The sequence below is a fragment of the Pseudomonas sp. FYR_5 genome, assembly GCF_043106315.1.
GTDB lineage: Bacteria > Pseudomonadota > Gammaproteobacteria > Pseudomonadales > Pseudomonadaceae > Aquipseudomonas > Aquipseudomonas putida_Y.
On the sequence record NZ_JBICMK010000011.1, the window covers coordinates 12131 to 31681 of the forward strand.

Here is a 19551-nt window from a genome sequence, read left to right on the forward strand (position 1 = left end):
ATCAGGACAGGCTGGTTTGCCTGAACACGACCTGTAATACGACACAGCCACCAGGGAGATTGTCTTTCCTCCGGGCACCGTCCACACTCTGCGGGCCAGCCAGGAAGCGGAGTCCAGAGTGCCCACGCCACGCCAGTTCAGCAAAAAGACCAGCACCAGCAACATGCTACGGCTCAAAACCAGCAGCGCCAATGTCCAGGCGCCCTATCGGGTCGACTTTATCCTGCTCGAACACTTCTCGATGGCCAGCTTCACTGTGGCCATGGACGTGCTGGTCACGGCCAACCTGCTACGTGCCGACAGCTTCCAGTTCACCCCGCTGTCGCTGGACGGCGACCGGGTGCTCAGCGACCTGGGGCTGGAACTGGTGGCCACCGAGCTGTCCGCCGCGGCGCTGAAGGAGCTGGACCTGTTGGTGGTCTGTGGCGGCTTGCGCACCCCCCTGAAGTACCCGGAACTCGATCGCCTGCTGGACGATTGCGCGGCCCACGGCATGGCCTTGGGCGGCTTGTGGAACGGCGCCTGGTTCCTTGGCCGCGCCGGGGTGCTGGACGACTACGGTTGCAGCATCCACCCCGAGCAACGCGCCAGCCTGTCCGAACGCAGCCCGCAAACCCGCATCACCCCGGCCAGCTTCACCCTCGACCGTGACCGCCTCAGCGCCGCCAGCCCCAATGGCGCCATGGAGCTGATGCTGGGCCTGGTGCGCCGGCTGTACGGTGATGGCCTGGCCGAAGGGGTCGAGGAAATCCTGTCATTTTCCGGAGCGCGCTACCGCCAGGTGGGTCCAGGGGCGAAGAAGTCCATGAGCCTGCACCTGCGCACCATTGTCGAGCTGATGGAAAATAACCTGGAGGAAACCCTCAGCCTCGACCAGTTGGCCGCCTATAGCGGGCGCTCGCGGCGGCAGATCGACCGCCTGTTCCAGGCCCAGTTGGGCACGTCGCCCCGGCGCTATTACATGGAGCTGCGCATCACCAAGAGCCGCCGGCTGCTGCAGTATTCCGACCTGTCGGTGATGGAAGTGGCAGTGGCCTGCGGGTTTGTCTCGGTGTCGCACTTCAGCAAATGCTATGCGGCGTATTTCGGCTACCCGCCGTCGCGCGAGCAACGGCTGGGCGAGTGACCGAGGCTCTTTGAGTCAGCCCAGGCGCTCGAGCAATCTCAGGTACGAGGTTCGAGCTGGATATACCGCAACACCGCATCACAGATCATGGCTTTGTGGCGCAGCTTTACCTGCTCATCAGACAGGTCGATCTGGAAGATCTCGCCAAAGGTATGGCGGTTCGACACCCGGTAGAAGCAGAACGAGCTCATCAGCATGTGCAGGTCGATAACCTCGATGCCGGCGCGGAATACGCCTTCCTGCACGCCGCGACGCAGGGTGTTGCCCAAGGCCTCCAACACCAGGCTGCTCATTTCGCGAATGGCCGGCGACTGCTTGACGTACTCGCCATAGTGGATGTTTTCGGTGCAGATGATGCGCACGAAGTCGACGTTGCGGTCGTGGTGATCGAAAGTAAACTCCACCAGCCGGCGGATCGCCTGCTCAGCCGGCAACGACTCCAGGTCCAGGCTCTGCTCGGTCTTGCGTATATCCCCGTACAACTTCACCAGGCACTCGCAATACAACTGCTCCTTGCTGCCGAAGTAGTAGTAGATCATGCGCTTGGAAGTGGCGGTGCGTTCGGCGATGGCGTCGACGCGGGCACCGGCCAGCCCTTGCTGAACGAACTCGTTGATGGCGGCCTGGAGGATGTCCTCGCGCGTTTTCTCAGGGTTGTTCTTGCGCGTTTTGCGCACCCCTTCGGTTTCAGGCTGGCCGAGGCCGACTACGGAATCACTCATACCCACTCACAGGCTGTTTATTGGAATGCGGGGGATTATCCGTTAGCGCGGCCATGCAGGGAAGCACGCTGTTGGTCGGGTAAGCATGATGCATGGCCGCGGCAGCCAGCTGCCCGAGCCGCACGCTGGGCGTCAGGTCGGCATTCAGCAATCAAATACTGAGTATTCCAACATTTAATTTGTGGATAGCACATGCTCGACCCTATCCTGTGACCACATCCCCTGCGCCGCACCGGCCGGTGCGGTTCAAGGCATGGGGAGAGAACAACAAGTCGAGATCGTCCATGTCGAACCATTCGTACTTCGCCCCACACGGTGGGCACCCGGCTCAAACCGAGCTGCTGACTGACCGTGCCATGTTCACCGAAGCCTATGCCGTCATCCCTAAAGGCGTGATGCGTGACATCGTCACCAGCCACCTGCCCTTTTGGGACAAGATGCGCATGTGGGTCATCGCGCGCCCGCTGACCGGTTTTGCCGAAACGTTCTCCCAGTACATCGTCGAACTGGCCCCGGAAGGCGGCAGCGAGCGCCCTGAGCTGGACGCTGATGCGGAAGCCGTGGTGTTCATCGTCGAAGGCGAACTGGACATCACCGTCGAAGGCAAACACCACACCCTGGTACCTGGCGGCTACGCCTTCCTGGCCCCGGGCGCCGAGTGGAGCCTGCGCAACAACAGCAAGTCCAACGTCACCTTCCACTGGCTGCGCAAGCACTACCAGAAGGTTGAAGGCCTGGATGTACCGGAGTCCTTCGTCACCCACCGCGACAACGCCACCGTCATCGAGATGCCGGGCACCGAAGGCCGCTGGAAAACCACCCGCTTTGTCGACATGGCCGACATGCGCCACGACATGCACGTGAACATCGTCACCTTCCAGCCGGGCGGTGTGATTCCGTTCGCAGAAACCCACGTGATGGAGCACGGCCTGTACGTGCTGGAAGGCAAGGCGGTGTACCGCCTGAACCAGGACTGGGTCGAAGTGGAAGCCGGCGACTTCATGTGGCTGCGCGCCTTCTGCCCGCAGGCCTGCTACGCCGGCGGACCTGGCAACTTCAGCTACCTGCTGTACAAGGACGTGAACCGTCACGTACACCTGACGCTGAACCCTAAGCGCTAAGCCCAGGCTGACGCCCGCAAGCCCGCCAACCTGGCGGGCTTTCTGTTTGCCGCGCATACTGAAAACACCCACCCCTGCAGGGTACGGCCATGAACCGCTGCCTGCTGATCGCGACCTTGCTGCTGTGCACCTCTGCCCTGGCCACCGATGGCTGGGACCTGGCCTACGACCGCGAAGGCATTCGCGTGTACCTGAAGGACCCAAGCGCCACGCCCTACCAGCAGTTTCGTGGTGTCAGTACCATGAAAGCCAGCGTGCGCACGCTCACTGGCCTGCAGGATAACCTGCGCGTAGCCTGCAAGTGGCTGTATGCCTGTGACCAGATGCGACTGCTGGATGTGGAAGGTGACAGCACCTGGGTGTACCTGACCACCAACCCACCATGGCCGACGAGGCCGCGGGACATCGTGCTGAAAGTGACCAGCGAACGCCTGGCCGACGGTACCCTGGTGCGTCACCTGAGCGCCGAGCCCGACAGGATCCCCAAGGTTGACGGACTGATCCGGGTACGGCACCTGAGTGGCAAGTGGCGGATGAAGCCGCTGGGTGAACGGGTGACCGAGGTGACCTACCAGTTGCAGGCCGCCCCTGCCGGGGATGTGCCGAGTTGGCTGGCCAACCGGTTCATGGTGGATACAGCGGTGGTCACGCTGCGTACGTTGCGGGCGGTGGCTGAGCGCCAACCTTGAAGTGCCGCCACGGCGCAGTCCCACAGCAGGTTGGCAGGTGTATTTTGCGCAATACACCTGCCAAGGCCTGGCTCAGCGGTCACATCTTGTAAGTCGAAAGCAGGATGCTGGTCTCGGTATTCTCGATATGCGGGATCGAGCGGATGGCGTTCAGCGCCCGGTCGAACGCCTCGAGGGTGTCGGCGCGCAGCTCTGCCATCAGGTCCCAGCGGCCATTGGTGGTGTGGATGGCCACCACATTGGGATGCCCGCGCAGCGCGTGCTTGACCTCTGCGGCATGGTGGCCGCTGATGCCGATGCTGGTGATTGCCCGCACGCCCTGGTCCAGCGCATCGGAGCGCAAACGTACCGTGTAACCGATGATCACACCCTGCTCTTCGAGCCGGGTGATGCGGTTATGCACCGTTGCCCTGGCCACCTTCAGCTTCTTCGCCAGGGTCAGCACAGGGGTACGCGCGTTGTCCCGCAACAGTGCAATCAGTTCCCGATCGATCGTGTCCATAAGCCTGCCAAATAATCAGATTGCTACATTGGGTTAGCAAATTGTCCAGAAGCCTGACGAAACTGACAACCTGCATGCTTCCGATTGACGCAGTCTGTAATCAAAATGTTCATGCGGCTTCACTTCGATAATCTCAAGCGCTTACCCCGCGTTGCTGGGGCAAGCGCACAACAACAAGGTGCAAGAGCATGACGTATTTCATTGATGTTCCAACCATGTCGGACTTGGTGCATGACATTGGCGTAGCGCCGTTTATTGGCGAGCTTGCCGCTGCCCTGCGGGACGATTTCAAACGCTGGCAGGCGTTTGACAAGTCCGCGCGCGTTGCCAGCCACTCGGAAGTGGGCGTGATCGAACTGATGCCGGTCGCCGACAAAAGCCGCTATGCCTTCAAATACGTCAACGGCCACCCGGCCAACACTGCACGCGACCTGCATACGGTGATGGCCTTCGGTGTGCTGGCCGATGTCGACACCGGTTACCCGGTGCTGCTGTCCGAACTGACCATCGCCACCGCCCTGCGCACCGCAGCGACTTCTCTGATGGCTGCCCAGGCACTGGCCCGCCCGAACGCGCGCAAGATGGCGCTGATCGGCAACGGCGCACAAAGCGAATTCCAGGCCCTGGCCTTCCACACGCACCTGGGCATCGAAGAAGTCGTCGCCTACGACACCGACCCGCTGGCCACCGCCAAGCTTATCGCCAACCTCAAGGAATACAGCGGCTTGACCATCCGCCGGGCCAGCTCGGTAGCCGAGGCAGTGAAAGGCGTGGACATCATCACCACGGTGACGGCCGACAAGGCCTACGCCACCATCATTACCCCCGACATGCTGGAGCCCGGTATGCACCTGAACGCCGTGGGGGGTGACTGCCCAGGCAAGACCGAGCTGCACGCTGATGTACTGCGCAACGCCCGAGTGTTCGTCGAGTACGAGCCGCAAACCCGTATCGAAGGTGAGATCCAGCAACTGCCGACGGACTTCCCGGTGGTCGACCTGTGGCGCGTGCTGCGCGGTGAAACCGAAGGCCGTCAAAGCGACAGCCAGGTCACTGTATTCGATTCGGTGGGCTTCGCCCTGGAAGACTACACCGTACTACGGTACGTACTACAGCAAGCCGAAAAACGCGGGATGGGCACCAAGATCGACCTGGTGCCGTGGGTTGAGGACGACCCGAAAGACCTGTTCAGCCACACCCGAGGCCGCGCTGGCAAAAGGCGCATCCGACGGGTTGCCTGACATTGAATCGGGTTGGTCGAAAGTGTGTGTGGGCTTTGGGTCATGTGCAAGCGCATCGCCCCCAGATCGTCAGATCCCACCGCCCGCCAGCAACTGTGTCATCACCTCGGCCAACGCCTTGACCATCACATCCGCCGTCGGCCGGTGCACGATGACGATCTCATAGCTGTCGACCTCCGGCAGCCCTTGCCCGGCCCCCAACACCCTGTGCTCGCCGGTGGCCGCCCTGGGCGGCAGCAGGCTGATACCCATGCCATCGGCGACCGCAGCCTGGATGCCACTGAGGCTCGAGCTGGTAAAGCTGATACGCCAGCGCCGGCCCATGCCTTCGATGGCGCTGATCATGTCCTCGCGGTACAGGCCGCGTGGCGGAAAGGTGACCAACGGGATCGGGTCCAGCTCGAAGGCGGGCGTGTGTGCACTGTCGATCCACTGCAGACGCTCTGGCCAGCAGGCCACGCCCTCACGGCTGTTGCGCCGCTGCTTGAGCAGCACCAGGTCAAGCTCGCCATTGTCGTAGGCCTGGCTCAGGTCACGGCACAAGCCACTGGTCACTTCGAGCTTCACTTGTGGGTGCAGCCGGCTGAATGCCGACAGCGCATTGGTGGTACGCCCGCCCACGAAGTCCTCGGGCACGCCAAGCCGTACCGTGGTGCCCACCATCGCCCCGGCCAGGGCTTCAAGCATCTGATCGTTCAGGGCCAGCATGTGCCGGGCATAGCCGAGCAAAGTCTGCCCGGCGTCGGTCGGCAGCACGTCACGGTTGCCCCGCACCAACAGGCGGTGGCCGACCATGTCTTCCAGGCGGCGCACCTTCTGGCTGATCGTCGACTGGGTCGAATGCAGCCGCGCGGCAGCGGTGGTGAAGCTGCCGCAGTCGGCCACCACGACAATGGCGCGTAGCAGGTCGAGGTCGAACAGGGCCCTATTCGATTTCACGCTGATAGACATCTGGGTATTCAACTACTGAATGGCAAGTCTGCGTTCTATCACGGCTAGTCACCGAGGGCCACTCCTTCCCGCCGAGGATCGGCACCGCCTGACCAACCCTCGCCGCTGCGCTGGATGATCTGCATGCCGCTGGTCATGGTCATCGGTGTCACCTCATGCCCCCACGCTGCCAACTGGCGGATCAGCGCCGGGCTGCTCAGCCCTGCTTCCACTTCAGTGCCGGCATTGCGGCTGCCGAAGTTGGGCAGGCCGGCTGCCTGCTGCGGGTCGAGCTGCCAATCCAGCAGGCCGACCAGTGCCTTGTTCACGTAACCGATGATCTGCGAGCCGCCCGGCGAACCGAGGCTCGCGACAAACTCGCCAGTGGCACGCGAGAACACCAACGTCGGCGCCATGGCCGACAGCGGGCGTTTGCCCGGCTGCACCCGATTGGCCACCGGCTTGCCGTGCTCGTGGGGGATGAACGAGAAGTCGGTCAGCTGATTGTTGAGCAGGAAGCCCTTGACCATCAGGTGCGAGCCAAATGCGGCCTCCACCGAGGTGGTCATGGCCAGGGCCTGGCCGCTGTCATCCACCGCGCTGAGGTGAGAGGTGGAGATGCGCGGTGGCGAGCGGTCGGGCGCAAGCGCCAGCTCCGCTCCTTGCGGGCGGCCCGGGCGGGCGCGCTTCATGCTGTGCTCGCCGATCAGCGCCGCGCGGCTGGCCAGGTAAGCAGCATCGGTCAGGGCCTTGACCGGGACCGGCACGTAGTCGCTGTCGGCCAGGTACTGAGCGCGGTCGGCGTAGGCCAGGCGCTCGGCCTCGGCGATCAGGTGCACGGCCAACGGCGGGGCTTCCAGGCGGGCCGGAGACGAGGTAGTCAGCGGTCGCAACGCTGCCAGGTCGCGTTGCGGCGCGGTGCGCTGCACGGCTTCGAGCAGGCCCAAGGTCTGCAGGACGGTCACCCCACCCGATGAGGGCGGCGGCATGCCGCAGATCCGCCAGGCCTTGTAGGGACCGCACAACGGCTCGCGCTCCTTGGCCTGGTAGCGCTGCAAGTCCTGCAACGACAGATACCCGGCATTGGCATGGCCACGCACCTTGGCGACGATGGCTTCGGCAATTTCACCGCTGTAGAACACCTCGGGCCCCTGTGCGGCGATCTGCTCCAAGGTCTGTGCCAACTCAGGGTTGCGCAGGAGCGTACCCACTGCCAGCGGCCTGCCCTGTTCATCCAGGAAGTAACGGGCCATTGCGGGTGAGCGGGCAATGTAGGGGTCCCCGGCCACTAGCGTGTGCAGGCGCTCGGAAACCGCGAAGCCGTTGCGTGCCAAGGCGATGGCCGGGGCGAACAGGGCGTGCCAGGGCAACTTGCCGTGCTGCTCGTGGGCCTGTTTCAGGGCACGCAGCACCCCGGGCACGCCCACCGAACGCCCACCGATCTGGGCCGCCCGGAACGGCATGGGGGTGCCATCGGCATGCAGGAACAGCGCTTCCGTCACCGCCGCAGGTGCAGCCTCACGCCCGTCGAATGCCTGCACGCGCTTGCCATCCCAGTACAGGATGAACGCCCCGCCGCCGATCCCACTGGACTGTGGCTCGACCAGCGTCAGTACCATTTGCATGGCAATGGCGGCGTCAATCGCACTGCCGCCGGCACGCAGCATCGCCCGCCCCGCTTCACTGGCCAGCGGGTTGGCTGCGGCGACCATGTGCCGGCTGGCGTGCACCGGCTGCAAACCGCTACGGTAGCCGGAGGCCAGTTCCGGTGGTGCGGGTAATACCTGGTCGGCACCGGCCCAGTTACTGGTAACCAGCAGGCACAGAGCGCCGATCAGCGGGGTGGGATATTTCATCGTCATGCATCCTGCCATCACCTATTCAGCGAAGCACTGTCGGTCATACGCAGTCTTGACTTCAAGCCTTGGTGTAATTACCGGCAAGCCATTCGCTGACCAATGCAGCCCTTGCTCTCTGCGTGATTGCCAGGTTTGCGCAATGACAGATCAGGTCACTTCTTCGAACGGCAGCCCCACATAGTTCTCGGCAATGTTCACCAGCCCCGCCGGCGAGGTCAGGAAGTACTCGCGGTCAGCTTCCTGCATCTTCTGGTCCCAGGCATCCTTGTGACTGCCGAAGTCATGCAGCAGTTGGGTCATGAACCAACTGAAGCGCTCGCCCTTCCAGACGCGGCGCAGTGCCAGCGGCGAGTATTGCGCCAGCAGGTCGACGCGCCCTTCGTGGTACACCTTGACCAGAATGCGGTACAGGTAGTTGACGTCCGAGGCCGCCAGGTTAAGGCCTTTGGCACCGGTGGGGGGGACGATGTGCGCCGCGTCCCCCACCAGGAACAGGTGACCATACTGCATGGGTTCGACCACCAGGCTACGCAGCGGCGCAATACTTTTTTCCAACGCGGGGCCTGTGACCAGGTCCGCCGCTACCTCGGCGGGTAAACGGGCTTTCAGTTCGTCCCAGAAACGCTCGTCAGACCACTCCTCGACCCGATCCTGCAAAGGTACCTGCAGGTAGTAGCGGCTGCGTGTTTGCGAGCGTTGGCTACACAACGCAAAACCGCGCTCATGGTGGGCGTAGATCAGCTCGTGATTGACCGGTGGTGTGTCCGACAGCAGGCCCAGCCAGCCAAACGGGTAAACCCGCTCATACTGCTTCAGCACGCCCTCCGGGATGCTCTGCCGCGAGATGCCGTGAAAGCCATCGCAGCCGGCGATATAGTCGCAGTCAACCCGCTGCACCCGGCCATCCTTTTCGAAGGTCAGGTAAGGCTTCTCGCCTTTCAGTTCATGCGGCTGAACGTTGGCGGCTGAATAAATGATCGGCGCACCACTGGCTTCGCGGGCCTGCATCAGGTCACGGGTGACTTCGGTCTGCCCGTAGACCATCACCGTCTTGCCGCCGGTCAGGGCTTTGAGATCCAGACGTTGGCGGCGCCCGCCAACCAGCAGTTCGACACCCTCGTGCACCAGGCCTTCACGGTCCATGCGCTCGGCCACGCCGGCCTCGCGCAGCAGGTCGACCGTGCCTTGCTCCAGCACCCCGGCGCGGATGCGGCCTAGTACGTACTCGGCGGTCTGGCGTTCGACGATGATGTTATCGATACCGGCCTTGTGCAGCAGCTGGCCCAGCAGCAGGCCAGACGGACCTGCACCAATAATTGCAACCTGAGTTTTCATTGTTGTTGTCTCTGTTCGGACGATACCGGCCCGGAACTGGCAGCGGGGCGGCATCTGCTGTTAGGGTTTGCCATTGCATTTTTACTGGCAGAAAACGCTTCTTAAGTGTGCTATTCCATAAAAAACCTGCACTTTTACGAAAAGCGTTCGATTAACGGACAGGTCAGCCCAGATGAAATCCACCCTCCCCGGCGTCCCGTTGTTCAAGCTGTATGGCGAAAATCAGGCCTGGCCCGGTACCGACCTGCTGCATTGCGAATCGATCCCGGCGCGCAGCCGCCTGCATCACTGGGAGATCAAGCCGCACCAGCATGCCGAGCTGTTCCAGCTGCTGTATGTACAGCGGGGTCAGGCACAGGTGGAGATCGAGGGGATGCGCAGTGCCATCGGCGAAGCGGCGATCCAGGTAGTGCCGCCGATGACCGTGCATGGTTTTCGCTTCAGCGCCGACATCCAGGGCTATGTACTGACCTTTGGTACCGCCCTTGTAGCGAACCTGGAACAGCGCCTGGGCGCGCCACTGACGGTGCTGGCCCAGCCAGCGTGTTACCCCCTGGGCCATGACCGCGTGCACCTGCGCAGCCTGGTCGACACCTTGCAGCGGGAGTACCAGGGCAATGCCCCGGCTCGCGCGGCGATGCTCGAAGCGTTGGTGACCGCGCTGATGGTGTGGATCAGCCGCCGCCAGCAGCTAGGGCTGGCGCCGCGTAACCGCGATGAACGTGACCGCCTGTTGCTGGGGCAGTACTTGCGCCTGGTCGAAGCGCATTACCGCGAGCATCTGTCGGTTGAAGACTATGCCGCGCGGCTGAATGTTCCGAGCTTGCAACTGAACCAGCTGTGCCGGACGCTGAGCGGCCAGACTGCGTTGCAGGTGGTGCACCAGCGGTTGTTGCTGGAGGCGCGACGCAACCTGATCTACACGCGGATGAGCATCGGGCAGTTGTCGGACAGCCTGGGGTTTACCGACCCGACCTACTTCGCCCGGTGGTTCAAGCGCTTGAGTGGGCAGACGCCCAATGGGTATCGCAGATCGGGGTTGTCTGAATAATCCATACCGGCCTCTTCTTGACGTATACGTCAACCTGCCCTCAGGATATCCGCATACCCCACGCCGAGCCCGAGCATGAGCACTCAGACCTACAGCATCTCCGACCTGTCCCGCGAGCTGGACATCACCACCCGCGCTATCCGCTTCTACGAAGAACAGGGCCTGCTCAGCCCTGAGCGTCGTGGCCTGGAACGCATCTACTCACCGCGCGACAAGGTCAGCCTGAAGCTCATCCTGCGCGGCAAGCGCATCGGCTTTTCCCTGGCCGAGTGCCGCGAGCTGATCGAACTGTACGACCCCACCAGCGGCAACCTCAAACAGCTCAACAGCATGCTGGCGAAGATCGCCGAGCGCCGCGCCCAGCTGGAGCAGCAGATGCTGGACATTCACCAGATGCAACTGGAACTGGATACCGCCCAGGAGCGCTGCGAACAAGCCCTGGCCGCCACCCTGAACAACAAAGACCACCGCTGAACGCCACAGGAAATCCGCCATGTCCTTGCCTAAACACGTCCGCCTGGTCGAAGTCGGCCCCCGCGACGGCCTGCAGAACGAAGCCCAGCCCATCAGCGTCGCCGACAAGGTGCGCCTGGTCAACGACCTCACCGAAGCAGGCCTGGCCTATATAGAAGTGGGCAGTTTCGTGTCCCCCAAGTGGGTGCCACAGATGGCCGGCTCTGCCGAGGTATTCGCCGGCATCCAGCAGCGCCCCGGTGTGACGTATGCCGCGCTGGCGCCGAACCTGCGCGGTTTCGAGGACGCCCTGGCTGCGGGGGTCAAGGAAGTAGCGGTATTCGCTGCAGCCTCCGAAGCGTTCTCGCAACGCAACATCAATTGCTCGATCAGCGAGAGCCTCAAGCGCTTCGAACCCATCATGGACGCTGCGCGCAGCCACGGCGTGCGCGTGCGCGGGTATGTGTCATGCGTGCTCGGCTGCCCTTATGAGGGCAAGGTCAGCGCCGAGCAGGTGGCCCCGGTGGCCCGCGCCCTGCACGACATGGGCTGCTATGAGGTTTCGCTGGGTGACACCATCGGCACCGGTACTGCAGGTGACACCAGGCGCCTGTTCGAGGTGGTGTCGGCCCAGGTGCCGCGCGAGCAGTTGGCCGGACACTTCCATGACACTTACGGCCAGGCCCTGGCCAACGTCTATGCCAGCCTGCTTGAAGGCATCAGCGTGTTCGACAGCTCGGTAGCCGGGTTGGGCGGCTGCCCTTACGCCAAGGGTGCTACCGGCAATATCGCCAGCGAGGACGTTGTGTACCTGCTGCAAGGGCTTGGCATTGAGACCGGCATCGACCTGGGCCGGCTGATAGCCGCCGGCCAGCGCATCAGCAGCGTGCTGGGCCGCGACAATAGGTCGCGGGTAGCGCGGGCGTGTAGCGCTAAATAGGTCACACGGGTGTCACATCGGTGTGGGTGAAGTGTTACCTCCCGCACATTTCACAGCAAAAAATCGGGTAACAGGGAAACAAATCGGCAGAATTTCAGGCTGGGTGGTGTCGACCAAAATTCTTAACTCATTGATTTTAAAGGGTTTTCAAAAGTTGGCACGCACCCTGCTATATCTCTGGTACAACAACAAAAAAAACGCGATACCCAATAAAAACAACAGGTAACGGCTCTGACATAACAAGAACAACACGGCAGAGGCGTAGCAAGCAGATTTTTTTGGAGTCGACACGCTTTTCAGGGGTTCGCCCCGCGGGCTGGCACAGAACAATAAAACTACCTCAAGGTAGCGGCAGCCAGGTTCGGATCAGCGATGATGACAGCAGGTCAGCGCTCAAAAAAATACGTTTGCTCTTGACCCCGCATGGGGGTCGCCCGCAGCACCAGGACAAGCCGACAAAAACAACAAAAGGCCGGTCCCAATAATAAAAAAAGAGCAGGCAACAACGCTTTGAGGGGAGCTTCGGCTCCCCTCAGTGCTTCCTGCCCTCTTCCTCCTCCTGCTTCTCCTCATCCTGCCCTTCGACCTTTTCCACCATCAACGGCATCGTGCCCAGTACCAGCAGGGCCAGTACCGTGCTGATCAGCGCCGTGGCTTCGCGTCCCATGCCGGCCGCCGTACCGATGGCAGCCGTCATCCATAGCCCGGCAGCGGTCGTCAGGCCTTTCACATGGCTGGTGTCCTGGCCGTTACCCTTCAGAATGGTACCCGCACCGAGAAACCCGATACCGGCAACGATGCCTTGGATCACCCGGCTTAGCGCCTGGTCATCGGCCCCTGCCATGCTGGGTGACAGCATGAACAGGGCGGCGCCCAGCGAGACCAGCATGTGGGTACGCACCCCGGCAGACTTGCCCTTGTGTTCACGCTCGAAGCCCAGTATTGCGCCAAGCACAGCAGCCATCAGCAAGCGCACAAGGATTTGCGTGACCTCGCGCTCATCGGTGACATCGGCGAATTCGGCCTGGATTGCTTGCCAGATGACATCCATCGCGGTGCTCCCCTGCCTGAGCATGTGTTTTCAGGTTGACCTCTGCACGCAATGCAAAGTGCCGCTCAGCCTGCTGATGCAGCAACTGGCCCCTGACCGCGGTCCACCCTGTAACCACCCCAGGAGGACCCCACCATGCCCATTGAAATCGACGAAACCACCCGCCGCTGCACACTGATCGGCGAAGACCTGCGCATCGAGGGCGAAGGCCCGGACATCGAGATCATCACCGACGAGCAGTTGCGCATGTCGGTGGCCATTCTGGCCGGCCAACGCGTGCCCATTACCGAAACCGAGGCCGATGCACTGACCGTGGCGGGTGCGGTGGATAGCCGCAGGCATCTGAAGGCCAGCGCGCCAGGCTCGGTGATATGAGGCCTGGCGGGGCTACGCGGCAAATCTGATATGGTTTTTATCGTAAAATCTGAACCTGTGCTGATAACAGCTTCAGCGCCATAGTGCTCATGCCTGATCGAGGCCTGATGAGCACCGAACCATGAACGATAGAATCCCTTTTACAGAGATCGCCACCGCCCCAGCCAGCATCCAAGCACGACGCACCGACAGCGGTATCCATACCCGCAGCTTTACCGGGTTTTACCGTAACCTGCGCATCGGCTTTGCCGGCGCCCTGTTCGTGCTGTTCTTCGGCACGGCCTGGCTGAACTGGAACGGCCGCCAGGCCGTACTGTGGGACCTGGGAAACAGCAAGTTCCATATCTTCGGCGCCACCTTCTGGCCACAGGACTTCATCCTGCTGTCGGCGCTGCTGATCATCTGTGCCTTTGGCCTGTTCGCCATCACCGTCTACGCCGGGCGTGTCTGGTGCGGTTACAGTTGCCCGCAAAGTACCTGGACCTGGCTGTTCATGTGGTGCGAAAAGGTTACCGAGGGCGACCGCAACCAGCGCATCAAGCTGGCCGCGGCGCCCTGGAGCCTGAACAAACTGGCCCGCCGCACGCTCAAGCACAGCCTGTGGTTGGCCATTGGCGTGCTCACGGGGCTGACCTTCGTCGGCTACTTCACCCCGATCCGGCCACTGGCCGCAGAATTGCTCACCTTGCAACTGGGCGGTGTGGCACTGTTCTGGGTGCTGTTCTTCACGGCCGCTACCTACATCAATGCCGGCCTGCTGCGTGAAGCGGTGTGCCTGCACATGTGCCCATATGCGCGCTTCCAGAGCGTGATGTTCGACAAGGACACCCTGGCGGTCGCTTACGACCCGCGCCGTGGCGAGGCCCGTGGTCCGCGTAAGAAAGGCAGTGATGTCGGTGCCCAGGGACTGGGCGACTGCATCGATTGCACGCTGTGCGTGCAGGTGTGTCCCACCGGCATCGACATTCGTGATGGTTTGCAGATGGCTTGCATCGGCTGTGCCGCGTGCATCGACGCCTGTGACGGGGTAATGGACAAGATGGGGTATGCCCGCGGCCTGATTGGCTACAAGTCCGAGCACAGCCTGCAAGGCGGTACCACTCACTGGCTGCGCCCGCGCCTGCTGGGCTACGCTGCCGCGCTGCTGGTCATGATCGGGGCACTGGTGATGGCCCTGCAACTGCGCCCGATGGTATCGCTGGATGTGATCAAGGACCGCGGCCTGTTCCGCGAAAACGCCCAAGGCCAGATCGAGAACATTTACCTGCTGAAGGTCATCAACAAGACCGAACGTACCCAGCACTATCAATTGCGCCTGCTGGACGCTGACGGTTTCACCCTGCAGGGCAATAGCGCACTGGTCATCCCTGCTGGCGAAATGAGCGAACTGCCGGTGTCGGTGGCGATGCTCGCCGAGCGCCCGACCAGCAGCTCGCAGACGCTGAGCTTTGAAATCAGCGAGCGTGACGACCCCGCTATCCGCAGCGTGGCGCACAGTCGCTTCGTCGCCCCGATGAACCGCTGATCCCTTACACTCACGCCACCTTGCCTGCCAGGCTTCGACAGAAGGCCAGAATGAAACGCTACGAACGCTTCGCCGATGACATTGCCGAACTGATCCGCTCCGGGGTGCTGGGCCCCGGCCAGCGCGTGCCGTCCGTGCGCTACGCCAGCCAGACCCACGGGGTCAGCCCGTCCACCGTGTTCCAGGCCTATTACCTGCTGGAACGGCGCGGGCTGATCCGGGCCCGGCCGCGCTCCGGGTATTTCGTCAACGCCCACGTTCCGCGCCAGTTCAGCGAGCCGCAGGCGCTGCAGCCGGTGAGCGAGTCTACCGATGTCGACGTTAGCGCCTTGGTATTTTCGATCCTCGACTCGATCAAGGACCCCAACACCATTGCCTTCGGTTCTGCCTTCCCCAGCCCTGAACTGTTCCCGCTGCAACGCCTGTCGCGCTCACTGGCCAGCGCCAGCCGCAGCATGGACCCACGCATGGTGGTGACCGATCTGTCCCCGGGCAACCCTCAGCTGCGCCGGCAGATAGCCCTGCGCTATATGGTCGGTGGGTTGATGCTGCCGATGGAAGAGCTGCTGATCACCAACGGCGCACTGGAGGCCCTGAACCTGTGCCTGCAGGCAGTGACCCAGCCGGGCGACCTGGTAGCCATCGAGGCCCCCGCCTTCTATGCCTGCCTGCAGGTGCTGGAGCGGCTCAAGCTCAAGGCCGTGGAAATCCCCGTGCACCCGCGCGAGGGCATGGACCTCGGGGTGCTGGCGCAGACCCTGGAGAAGCACCCGGTAAAAGCCGTATGGTGCATGACCAACTTCCAGAATCCTGTAGGTGCAAGCATGCCGGAGGCCAAGAAACAGGCACTGGTGGAGTTGCTGGCGCGCCATCAGGTGCCATTGATCGAAGACGACGTGTACGCCGAGCTGTACTACTCGCAACAGGCGCCCAAACCCGCCAAGGCCTTCGATACCCAGGGCCTGGTCATGCACTGCGGCTCGTTCGCCAAAAGCCTGGCGCCGGGCTATCGCATTGGCTGGGTGGCCGCTGGGCGCTTTGCGCAGAAGATCGAGCGTTTGAAGCTGATGACCTCCCTTTGTGCCTCCATGCCGGCCCAGGCAGCCATCGCCGACTACCTGCAACACGGCGGCTACGACCGCCACCTGCGCAAGCTGCGCTACGCCCTGGAGGGCCAGCAGGCCAACATGCTGGCAGCCATCGCCCGCCACTTCCCGGCGCAGACACGGGTCAGCCAGCCCTCCGGCGGTTACTTCCTGTGGCTGGAACTGCCCGAGCAGATGGATGCCCTCAAGCTGTTCCACATGGCCCTGGCCCAAGGCATCAGCATCGCGCCAGGGCCAATCTTTTCGCCCACCCGACGCTTCGGCAATTGCATCCGCCTGAATTACGGCAGCCCTTGGCATGACGGTGCCGAACAGGCCATGGAAACCCTCGGGCGGATCATTCGCTCGTTCTGATAGCGAGGCGCCCGACACGCGCACCGAGCTGCTGGCCAAGCCCTTCGATCTGCAAGCACTTGCCCAAGTGCTTGAACGGTTGCTGGGGAGCACTGCCCAGTCGCACTGAGCGGCTATTCGCCTGCAGGTGAACACGTTAAAGTCTGGATTTTTCAGTTGCCGGACGCAGGCATGCCTTCTCGTGATCTGAACTCACTGCGCCAACAAGTCGAAGACCTCCAGCGACAGAACACGCTGCTGGAGCAACGGCTTGCAAGCCTCCAGGGGCACGGCCAGGACTTCTATCGCTCACTGTTCGACACCATGGACGAAGGCTTCTGCATCATCGAGTTCTTCGACGGCCCCCATGGCCCGCTGAGTGATTACGTGCACGTGCTGGCCAACGCCGCCTATGCCAAACACGCCGGCATCCCCAACGTGGTCGGGCAAAAACTGCGCGAGATGGTGCCCGATGAGGCGGATGACTGGGTGGCCCGCTATGGCGCTGTACTTCGCACCGGCGAACCACTGCACTTCGAGCAAGAGCTGGTTGCCACCGGCCGCGTGCTGTCGGTGACCACTTTTCGCATAGAACCTGCCGAGAAACGCCAGGTGGCGGTATTGTTCAAGGATGTCACCGAACGCCGGCGTGCAGAGCAGGCCCTTCAGCGCCTTAACGAAGAGCTCGAACAACGGGTGACTGCCGCACTGGCGGAGCGCCGCTTGTTTGCCGAGCTGGTCGATCACAGTGTGGTCAATGTGCATGTGGTCGACAGGGACCTGCGCTGGCTGGCTGTCAATCGCCAGGCCAAGCATGACTTCCACCTGCTGTACGGGAGGACACCCGAAATCGGCGACTACCTGCCCGGGTTGTTCGAGGATGGCACCGCCGACCAGACGCCAATTCTGCCGATGTGGCAGCGCGCCCTGGCTGGCGAGCAGTTCATCGAGATCGGCACCTTTGGCAAGCCCCCCGTGCTGCGCCATTATGAGCTGCGCTTCAACGCCTTGCGCGATTCAGAAGGCGAGGTACAGGGCGCGTTTCTGTTCGCCTATGACATCAGTGAGCGAGTGCAGGAGCAGGAACGCTTGGCCAAGGCCGAAGCGGCGCTGCGCCAGGCACAGAAGATGGAGGCCGTAGGCCAGCTCAGTGGCGGCATTGCCCACGACTTCAACAATTTGCTGGGTGGCATCCTTGGCGCCCAGGAGCTGATGCGGCAACGCCTGGACCAGTCACGCTTCGACGCCCTGGCGCCCTTGCTGGAGCTGTCCAACAGCGCGGCGCAGCGGGCCTCGTCGCTGGTGCATCGGCTGCTGGCGTTCTCCCGCCAGCAGACCCTGCAACCCTGCTCCACGCAAGTGGCCACCTTGGTGGCCGACATGGAAGACCTTCTGCGCCGCACCATCGGCCCGGCGATTACCCTGAGCAGCCGCTTCGCCAGCCAGCTGTGGCCGACCTTCATCGACCCTCCACAACTGGAAAGCGCCCTGCTCAACCTATGCATCAACGCGCGTGATGCCATGCCTGCCGGTGGTGTGATCGAGATCATTGGCGACAACCTGCAGCTTGACGACGAGCAGGCCCTGGCACTGGAACTGCCGGCCAGGGAGTACGTGCGCCTGAGCATCGTCGACAACGGTAGCGGCATGTCGGCTGACGTCGTCGAGCGCGCAGTCGAGCCGTTCTTCACCACCAAGCCGATGGGCCAGGGCACCGGCCTGGGGCTGTCCATGACTTATGGCTTCGTGCGTCAGTCGGGCGGGCAATTACGGGTGCTTTCGGTGCCTGGCGAGGGGACCCGTATCGAACTGCTGTTACCCCGCCACCACGCGCCAGCCCAGACGCCAATCAGCAAACCGCAGCGCGTGCCTTCGCGAAGAAGTGGCGAGACTGCAAAACGCATTCTGTTGGTTGAAGACCAGACCGCCTTGCGCCTGGTGATCGGCGAAGTGCTGGAAGAGCTGGGCTATCGGGTGGACGCCTTCGAGAACGGTCCGACTGCTCTCGCCCACCTGCAAAGTGGCGAACGGCCAGACTTGCTGCTGAGCGATGTCGGCCTGCCTGGCGGCCTGAATGGCCGCCAGGTAGCCGAACGCTGCCGTGAGCGCTACCCGGACCTCAAGGTGCTGTTGATCACCGGCTACGATGAGAGCGCGGCGCTCAGCGACGGCCAACCGCTGCAAGGTACGCTGGTGTTGACCAAACCGTTCGAACTGGAAGCACTGGCGGAGCGGGTTCGCGAGTTGCTGGAGACTTGACGGGCGCGCTCAGCGCCCGCCGCCCAGGTCGATGAAGCTGCCGGTGGCATAGGAGGCTTTGTCCGAAAGCAACCAGAGGATGGCCTCGGCCACTTCCTCGGGATGCCCCCCTCGGCCCATGGGCAAGCCAGATTCAAGCTTGCTGACGCGGTCCGGATCACCAGAAAGCGCATGGAAACCGGTATGGATATAGCCCGGTCGTACGCCATTGACGCGCACGCCCTCGCCTGCCACTTCTTTGGCCAGGCCGATGGTGAAGGTGTCGAGCGCGCCCTTGGAGGCGGCATAGTCGACATATTCATTGGGCGAACCCAGGCGTGCGGCTACCGATGATACGTTGACGATGGATCCGCCTTGCCCGCCATGCTGGCGCGCCATGCGCCGCAGGGCGTGCTTGGCGCAGAGCATGGGGCCGACGACGTTGGTCTTCATGACGTTCAGCAGCCGGAACTCGGACATGTCCTCGACCCTGCTCTGCTGGCCGATGGTGCCGGCGTTGTTGACCAGTGCGGTGACCGGGCCGAGCTCATCGTCGACGCGCAGGAACAGTTGGATGATTTCATCCTCGACGCTGACGTCGGCGCGCACCGCGATGGCCTCGGCGCCCAGGGCGCGGACCTGGCTGAGGATGGTTTCGGCGGCCTGGTCATCGGCGTGATAGTTGATGCAGATGCGGTAGCCCTGGCGGGCGGCCAGCAGCGCAGTGGCGGCGCCGATGCCGCGGCTGCCGCCGGTGATGACGATGACGTTCTCCATGGGTTTGCCAATGGTTTTGGGGAGGGAGCATCGACAATAGGCGAAATGGCGCTGCGTTGGAATGACGAAGATCAGCACAGCCAACCCTCTGCTGTTGATGTAGCTGTTGATCTGGCTTTTGATCTGGCTGTTGATCTGGCTTTTGATCTGGCTGTTGATGTGGCTTTTGATCTGGCT

The 19551-nt window shown here is 62.6% G+C and carries 18 protein-coding genes; 11 read left to right on the forward strand and 7 right to left on the reverse strand.

Annotation, left to right across the window (positions count from 1 at the left end; genetic code table 11):
• Positions 1 to 118: 118 nt before the first annotated feature.
• Positions 119 to 1126 carry a GlxA family transcriptional regulator gene (locus tag ACF8RA_RS01095; RefSeq protein WP_103444295.1) on the forward strand — a complete coding sequence of 336 codons (1008 nt, stop codon included), beginning with the start codon at positions 119 to 121 and terminating at the stop codon, positions 1124 to 1126.
• A 38-nt stretch (positions 1127 to 1164) separates the two neighbouring features.
• Here the strand turns inward: ACF8RA_RS01095 and ACF8RA_RS01100 are convergent, their stop codons facing one another.
• Positions 1165 to 1848, reverse strand: a complete 684-nt coding sequence (locus tag ACF8RA_RS01100; RefSeq protein WP_003247872.1) for a TetR/AcrR family transcriptional regulator — start codon at positions 1846 to 1848, stop codon at positions 1165 to 1167.
• Positions 1849 to 2132: 284 nt separating this feature from the next.
• On the opposite strand from ACF8RA_RS01100, the gene ACF8RA_RS01105 reads away from it, so the two are divergent.
• Positions 2133 to 2969: a bifunctional allantoicase/(S)-ureidoglycine aminohydrolase gene (locus ACF8RA_RS01105; RefSeq protein WP_003247865.1), complete on the forward strand. Its 837-nt coding sequence runs from the start codon at positions 2133 to 2135 to the stop codon at positions 2967 to 2969.
• An 89-nt stretch (positions 2970 to 3058) separates the two neighbouring features.
• On the forward strand, positions 3059 to 3658 hold the full coding sequence (locus tag ACF8RA_RS01110; RefSeq protein WP_176683330.1) for an START domain-containing protein: 600 nt from the start codon (positions 3059 to 3061) through the stop codon (positions 3656 to 3658).
• 79 nt (positions 3659 to 3737) lie between these two features.
• On the opposite strand, the gene ACF8RA_RS01115 is transcribed toward ACF8RA_RS01110, so the two are convergent.
• Positions 3738 to 4160, reverse strand: a complete 423-nt coding sequence (locus ACF8RA_RS01115) for an Lrp/AsnC family transcriptional regulator (RefSeq protein ID WP_010954389.1) — start codon at positions 4158 to 4160, stop codon at positions 3738 to 3740.
• A gap of 188 nt (positions 4161 to 4348) precedes the next feature.
• On the opposite strand from ACF8RA_RS01115, the gene ACF8RA_RS01120 reads away from it, so the two are divergent.
• Positions 4349 to 5401, forward strand: coding sequence for an ornithine cyclodeaminase (locus ACF8RA_RS01120; RefSeq protein WP_209965481.1), 1053 nt, complete (start codon positions 4349 to 4351; stop codon positions 5399 to 5401).
• Positions 5402 to 5470: 69 nt separating this feature from the next.
• Here ACF8RA_RS01120 and ACF8RA_RS01125 read toward each other — a convergent pair whose 3' ends face one another.
• From ACF8RA_RS01125 to pobA, 3 genes are all read right to left on the reverse strand, one after another.
• Entirely contained in the window at positions 5471 to 6352 is an 882-nt protein-coding gene (locus tag ACF8RA_RS01125) for a LysR substrate-binding domain-containing protein (protein WP_392460912.1), read from the reverse strand.
• 44 nt (positions 6353 to 6396) lie between these two features.
• Entirely contained in the window at positions 6397 to 8187 is a 1791-nt protein-coding gene (ggt, locus tag ACF8RA_RS01130; RefSeq protein WP_392518691.1) for a gamma-glutamyltransferase, read from the reverse strand.
• A 150-nt stretch (positions 8188 to 8337) separates the two neighbouring features.
• Positions 8338 to 9525 carry a 4-hydroxybenzoate 3-monooxygenase gene (gene pobA / locus ACF8RA_RS01135; protein WP_104961507.1) on the reverse strand — a complete coding sequence of 396 codons (1188 nt, stop codon included), beginning with the start codon at positions 9523 to 9525 and terminating at the stop codon, positions 8338 to 8340.
• A gap of 172 nt (positions 9526 to 9697) precedes the next feature.
• On the opposite strand from pobA, the gene ACF8RA_RS01140 reads away from it, so the two are divergent.
• The 3 genes from ACF8RA_RS01140 (at position 9698) to ACF8RA_RS01150 (ending at position 11969) form a co-directional block, all read left to right on the forward strand.
• Complete coding sequence (locus tag ACF8RA_RS01140; protein ID WP_176683326.1) at positions 9698 to 10576, forward strand: helix-turn-helix domain-containing protein; 879 nt, start codon at positions 9698 to 9700, stop codon at positions 10574 to 10576.
• 75 nt (positions 10577 to 10651) lie between these two features.
• Positions 10652 to 11050: a MerR family DNA-binding transcriptional regulator gene (locus tag ACF8RA_RS01145; protein ID WP_176683325.1), complete on the forward strand. Its 399-nt coding sequence runs from the start codon at positions 10652 to 10654 to the stop codon at positions 11048 to 11050.
• A 19-nt stretch (positions 11051 to 11069) separates the two neighbouring features.
• On the forward strand, positions 11070 to 11969 hold the full coding sequence (locus tag ACF8RA_RS01150) for a hydroxymethylglutaryl-CoA lyase (protein ID WP_392518692.1): 900 nt from the start codon (positions 11070 to 11072) through the stop codon (positions 11967 to 11969).
• 532 nt (positions 11970 to 12501) lie between these two features.
• Here ACF8RA_RS01150 and ACF8RA_RS01155 read toward each other — a convergent pair.
• A complete protein-coding gene (locus tag ACF8RA_RS01155) occupies positions 12502 to 13020 on the reverse strand; it encodes an MgtC/SapB family protein (protein WP_176683323.1) in 519 nt (172 codons plus the stop codon).
• A gap of 135 nt (positions 13021 to 13155) precedes the next feature.
• Here ACF8RA_RS01155 and ACF8RA_RS01160 point away from each other — a divergent pair, with 135 nt between their 5' ends.
• The 4 genes from ACF8RA_RS01160 (at position 13156) to ACF8RA_RS01175 (ending at position 18618) form a co-directional block, all read left to right on the forward strand.
• Entirely contained in the window at positions 13156 to 13395 is a 240-nt protein-coding gene (locus ACF8RA_RS01160; protein WP_014590732.1) for a DUF3203 family protein, read from the forward strand.
• Between the two features lie 121 nt (positions 13396 to 13516).
• Positions 13517 to 14920, forward strand: a complete 1404-nt coding sequence (gene ccoG / locus ACF8RA_RS01165; RefSeq protein WP_392518694.1) for a cytochrome c oxidase accessory protein CcoG — start codon at positions 13517 to 13519, stop codon at positions 14918 to 14920.
• Positions 14921 to 14970: 50 nt separating this feature from the next.
• A complete protein-coding gene (gene mapR, locus ACF8RA_RS01170; protein WP_003247831.1) occupies positions 14971 to 16380 on the forward strand; it encodes a GntR family transcriptional regulator MpaR in 1410 nt (469 codons plus the stop codon).
• 171 nt (positions 16381 to 16551) lie between these two features.
• Positions 16552 to 18618: a PAS domain-containing protein gene (locus tag ACF8RA_RS01175; RefSeq protein ID WP_176683321.1), complete on the forward strand. Its 2067-nt coding sequence runs from the start codon at positions 16552 to 16554 to the stop codon at positions 18616 to 18618.
• Between the two features lie 9 nt (positions 18619 to 18627).
• Here ACF8RA_RS01175 and ACF8RA_RS01180 read toward each other — a convergent pair whose 3' ends face one another.
• Entirely contained in the window at positions 18628 to 19374 is a 747-nt protein-coding gene (locus ACF8RA_RS01180; RefSeq protein ID WP_176683472.1) for an SDR family oxidoreductase, read from the reverse strand.
• Positions 19375 to 19551: the final 177 nt, after the last annotated feature.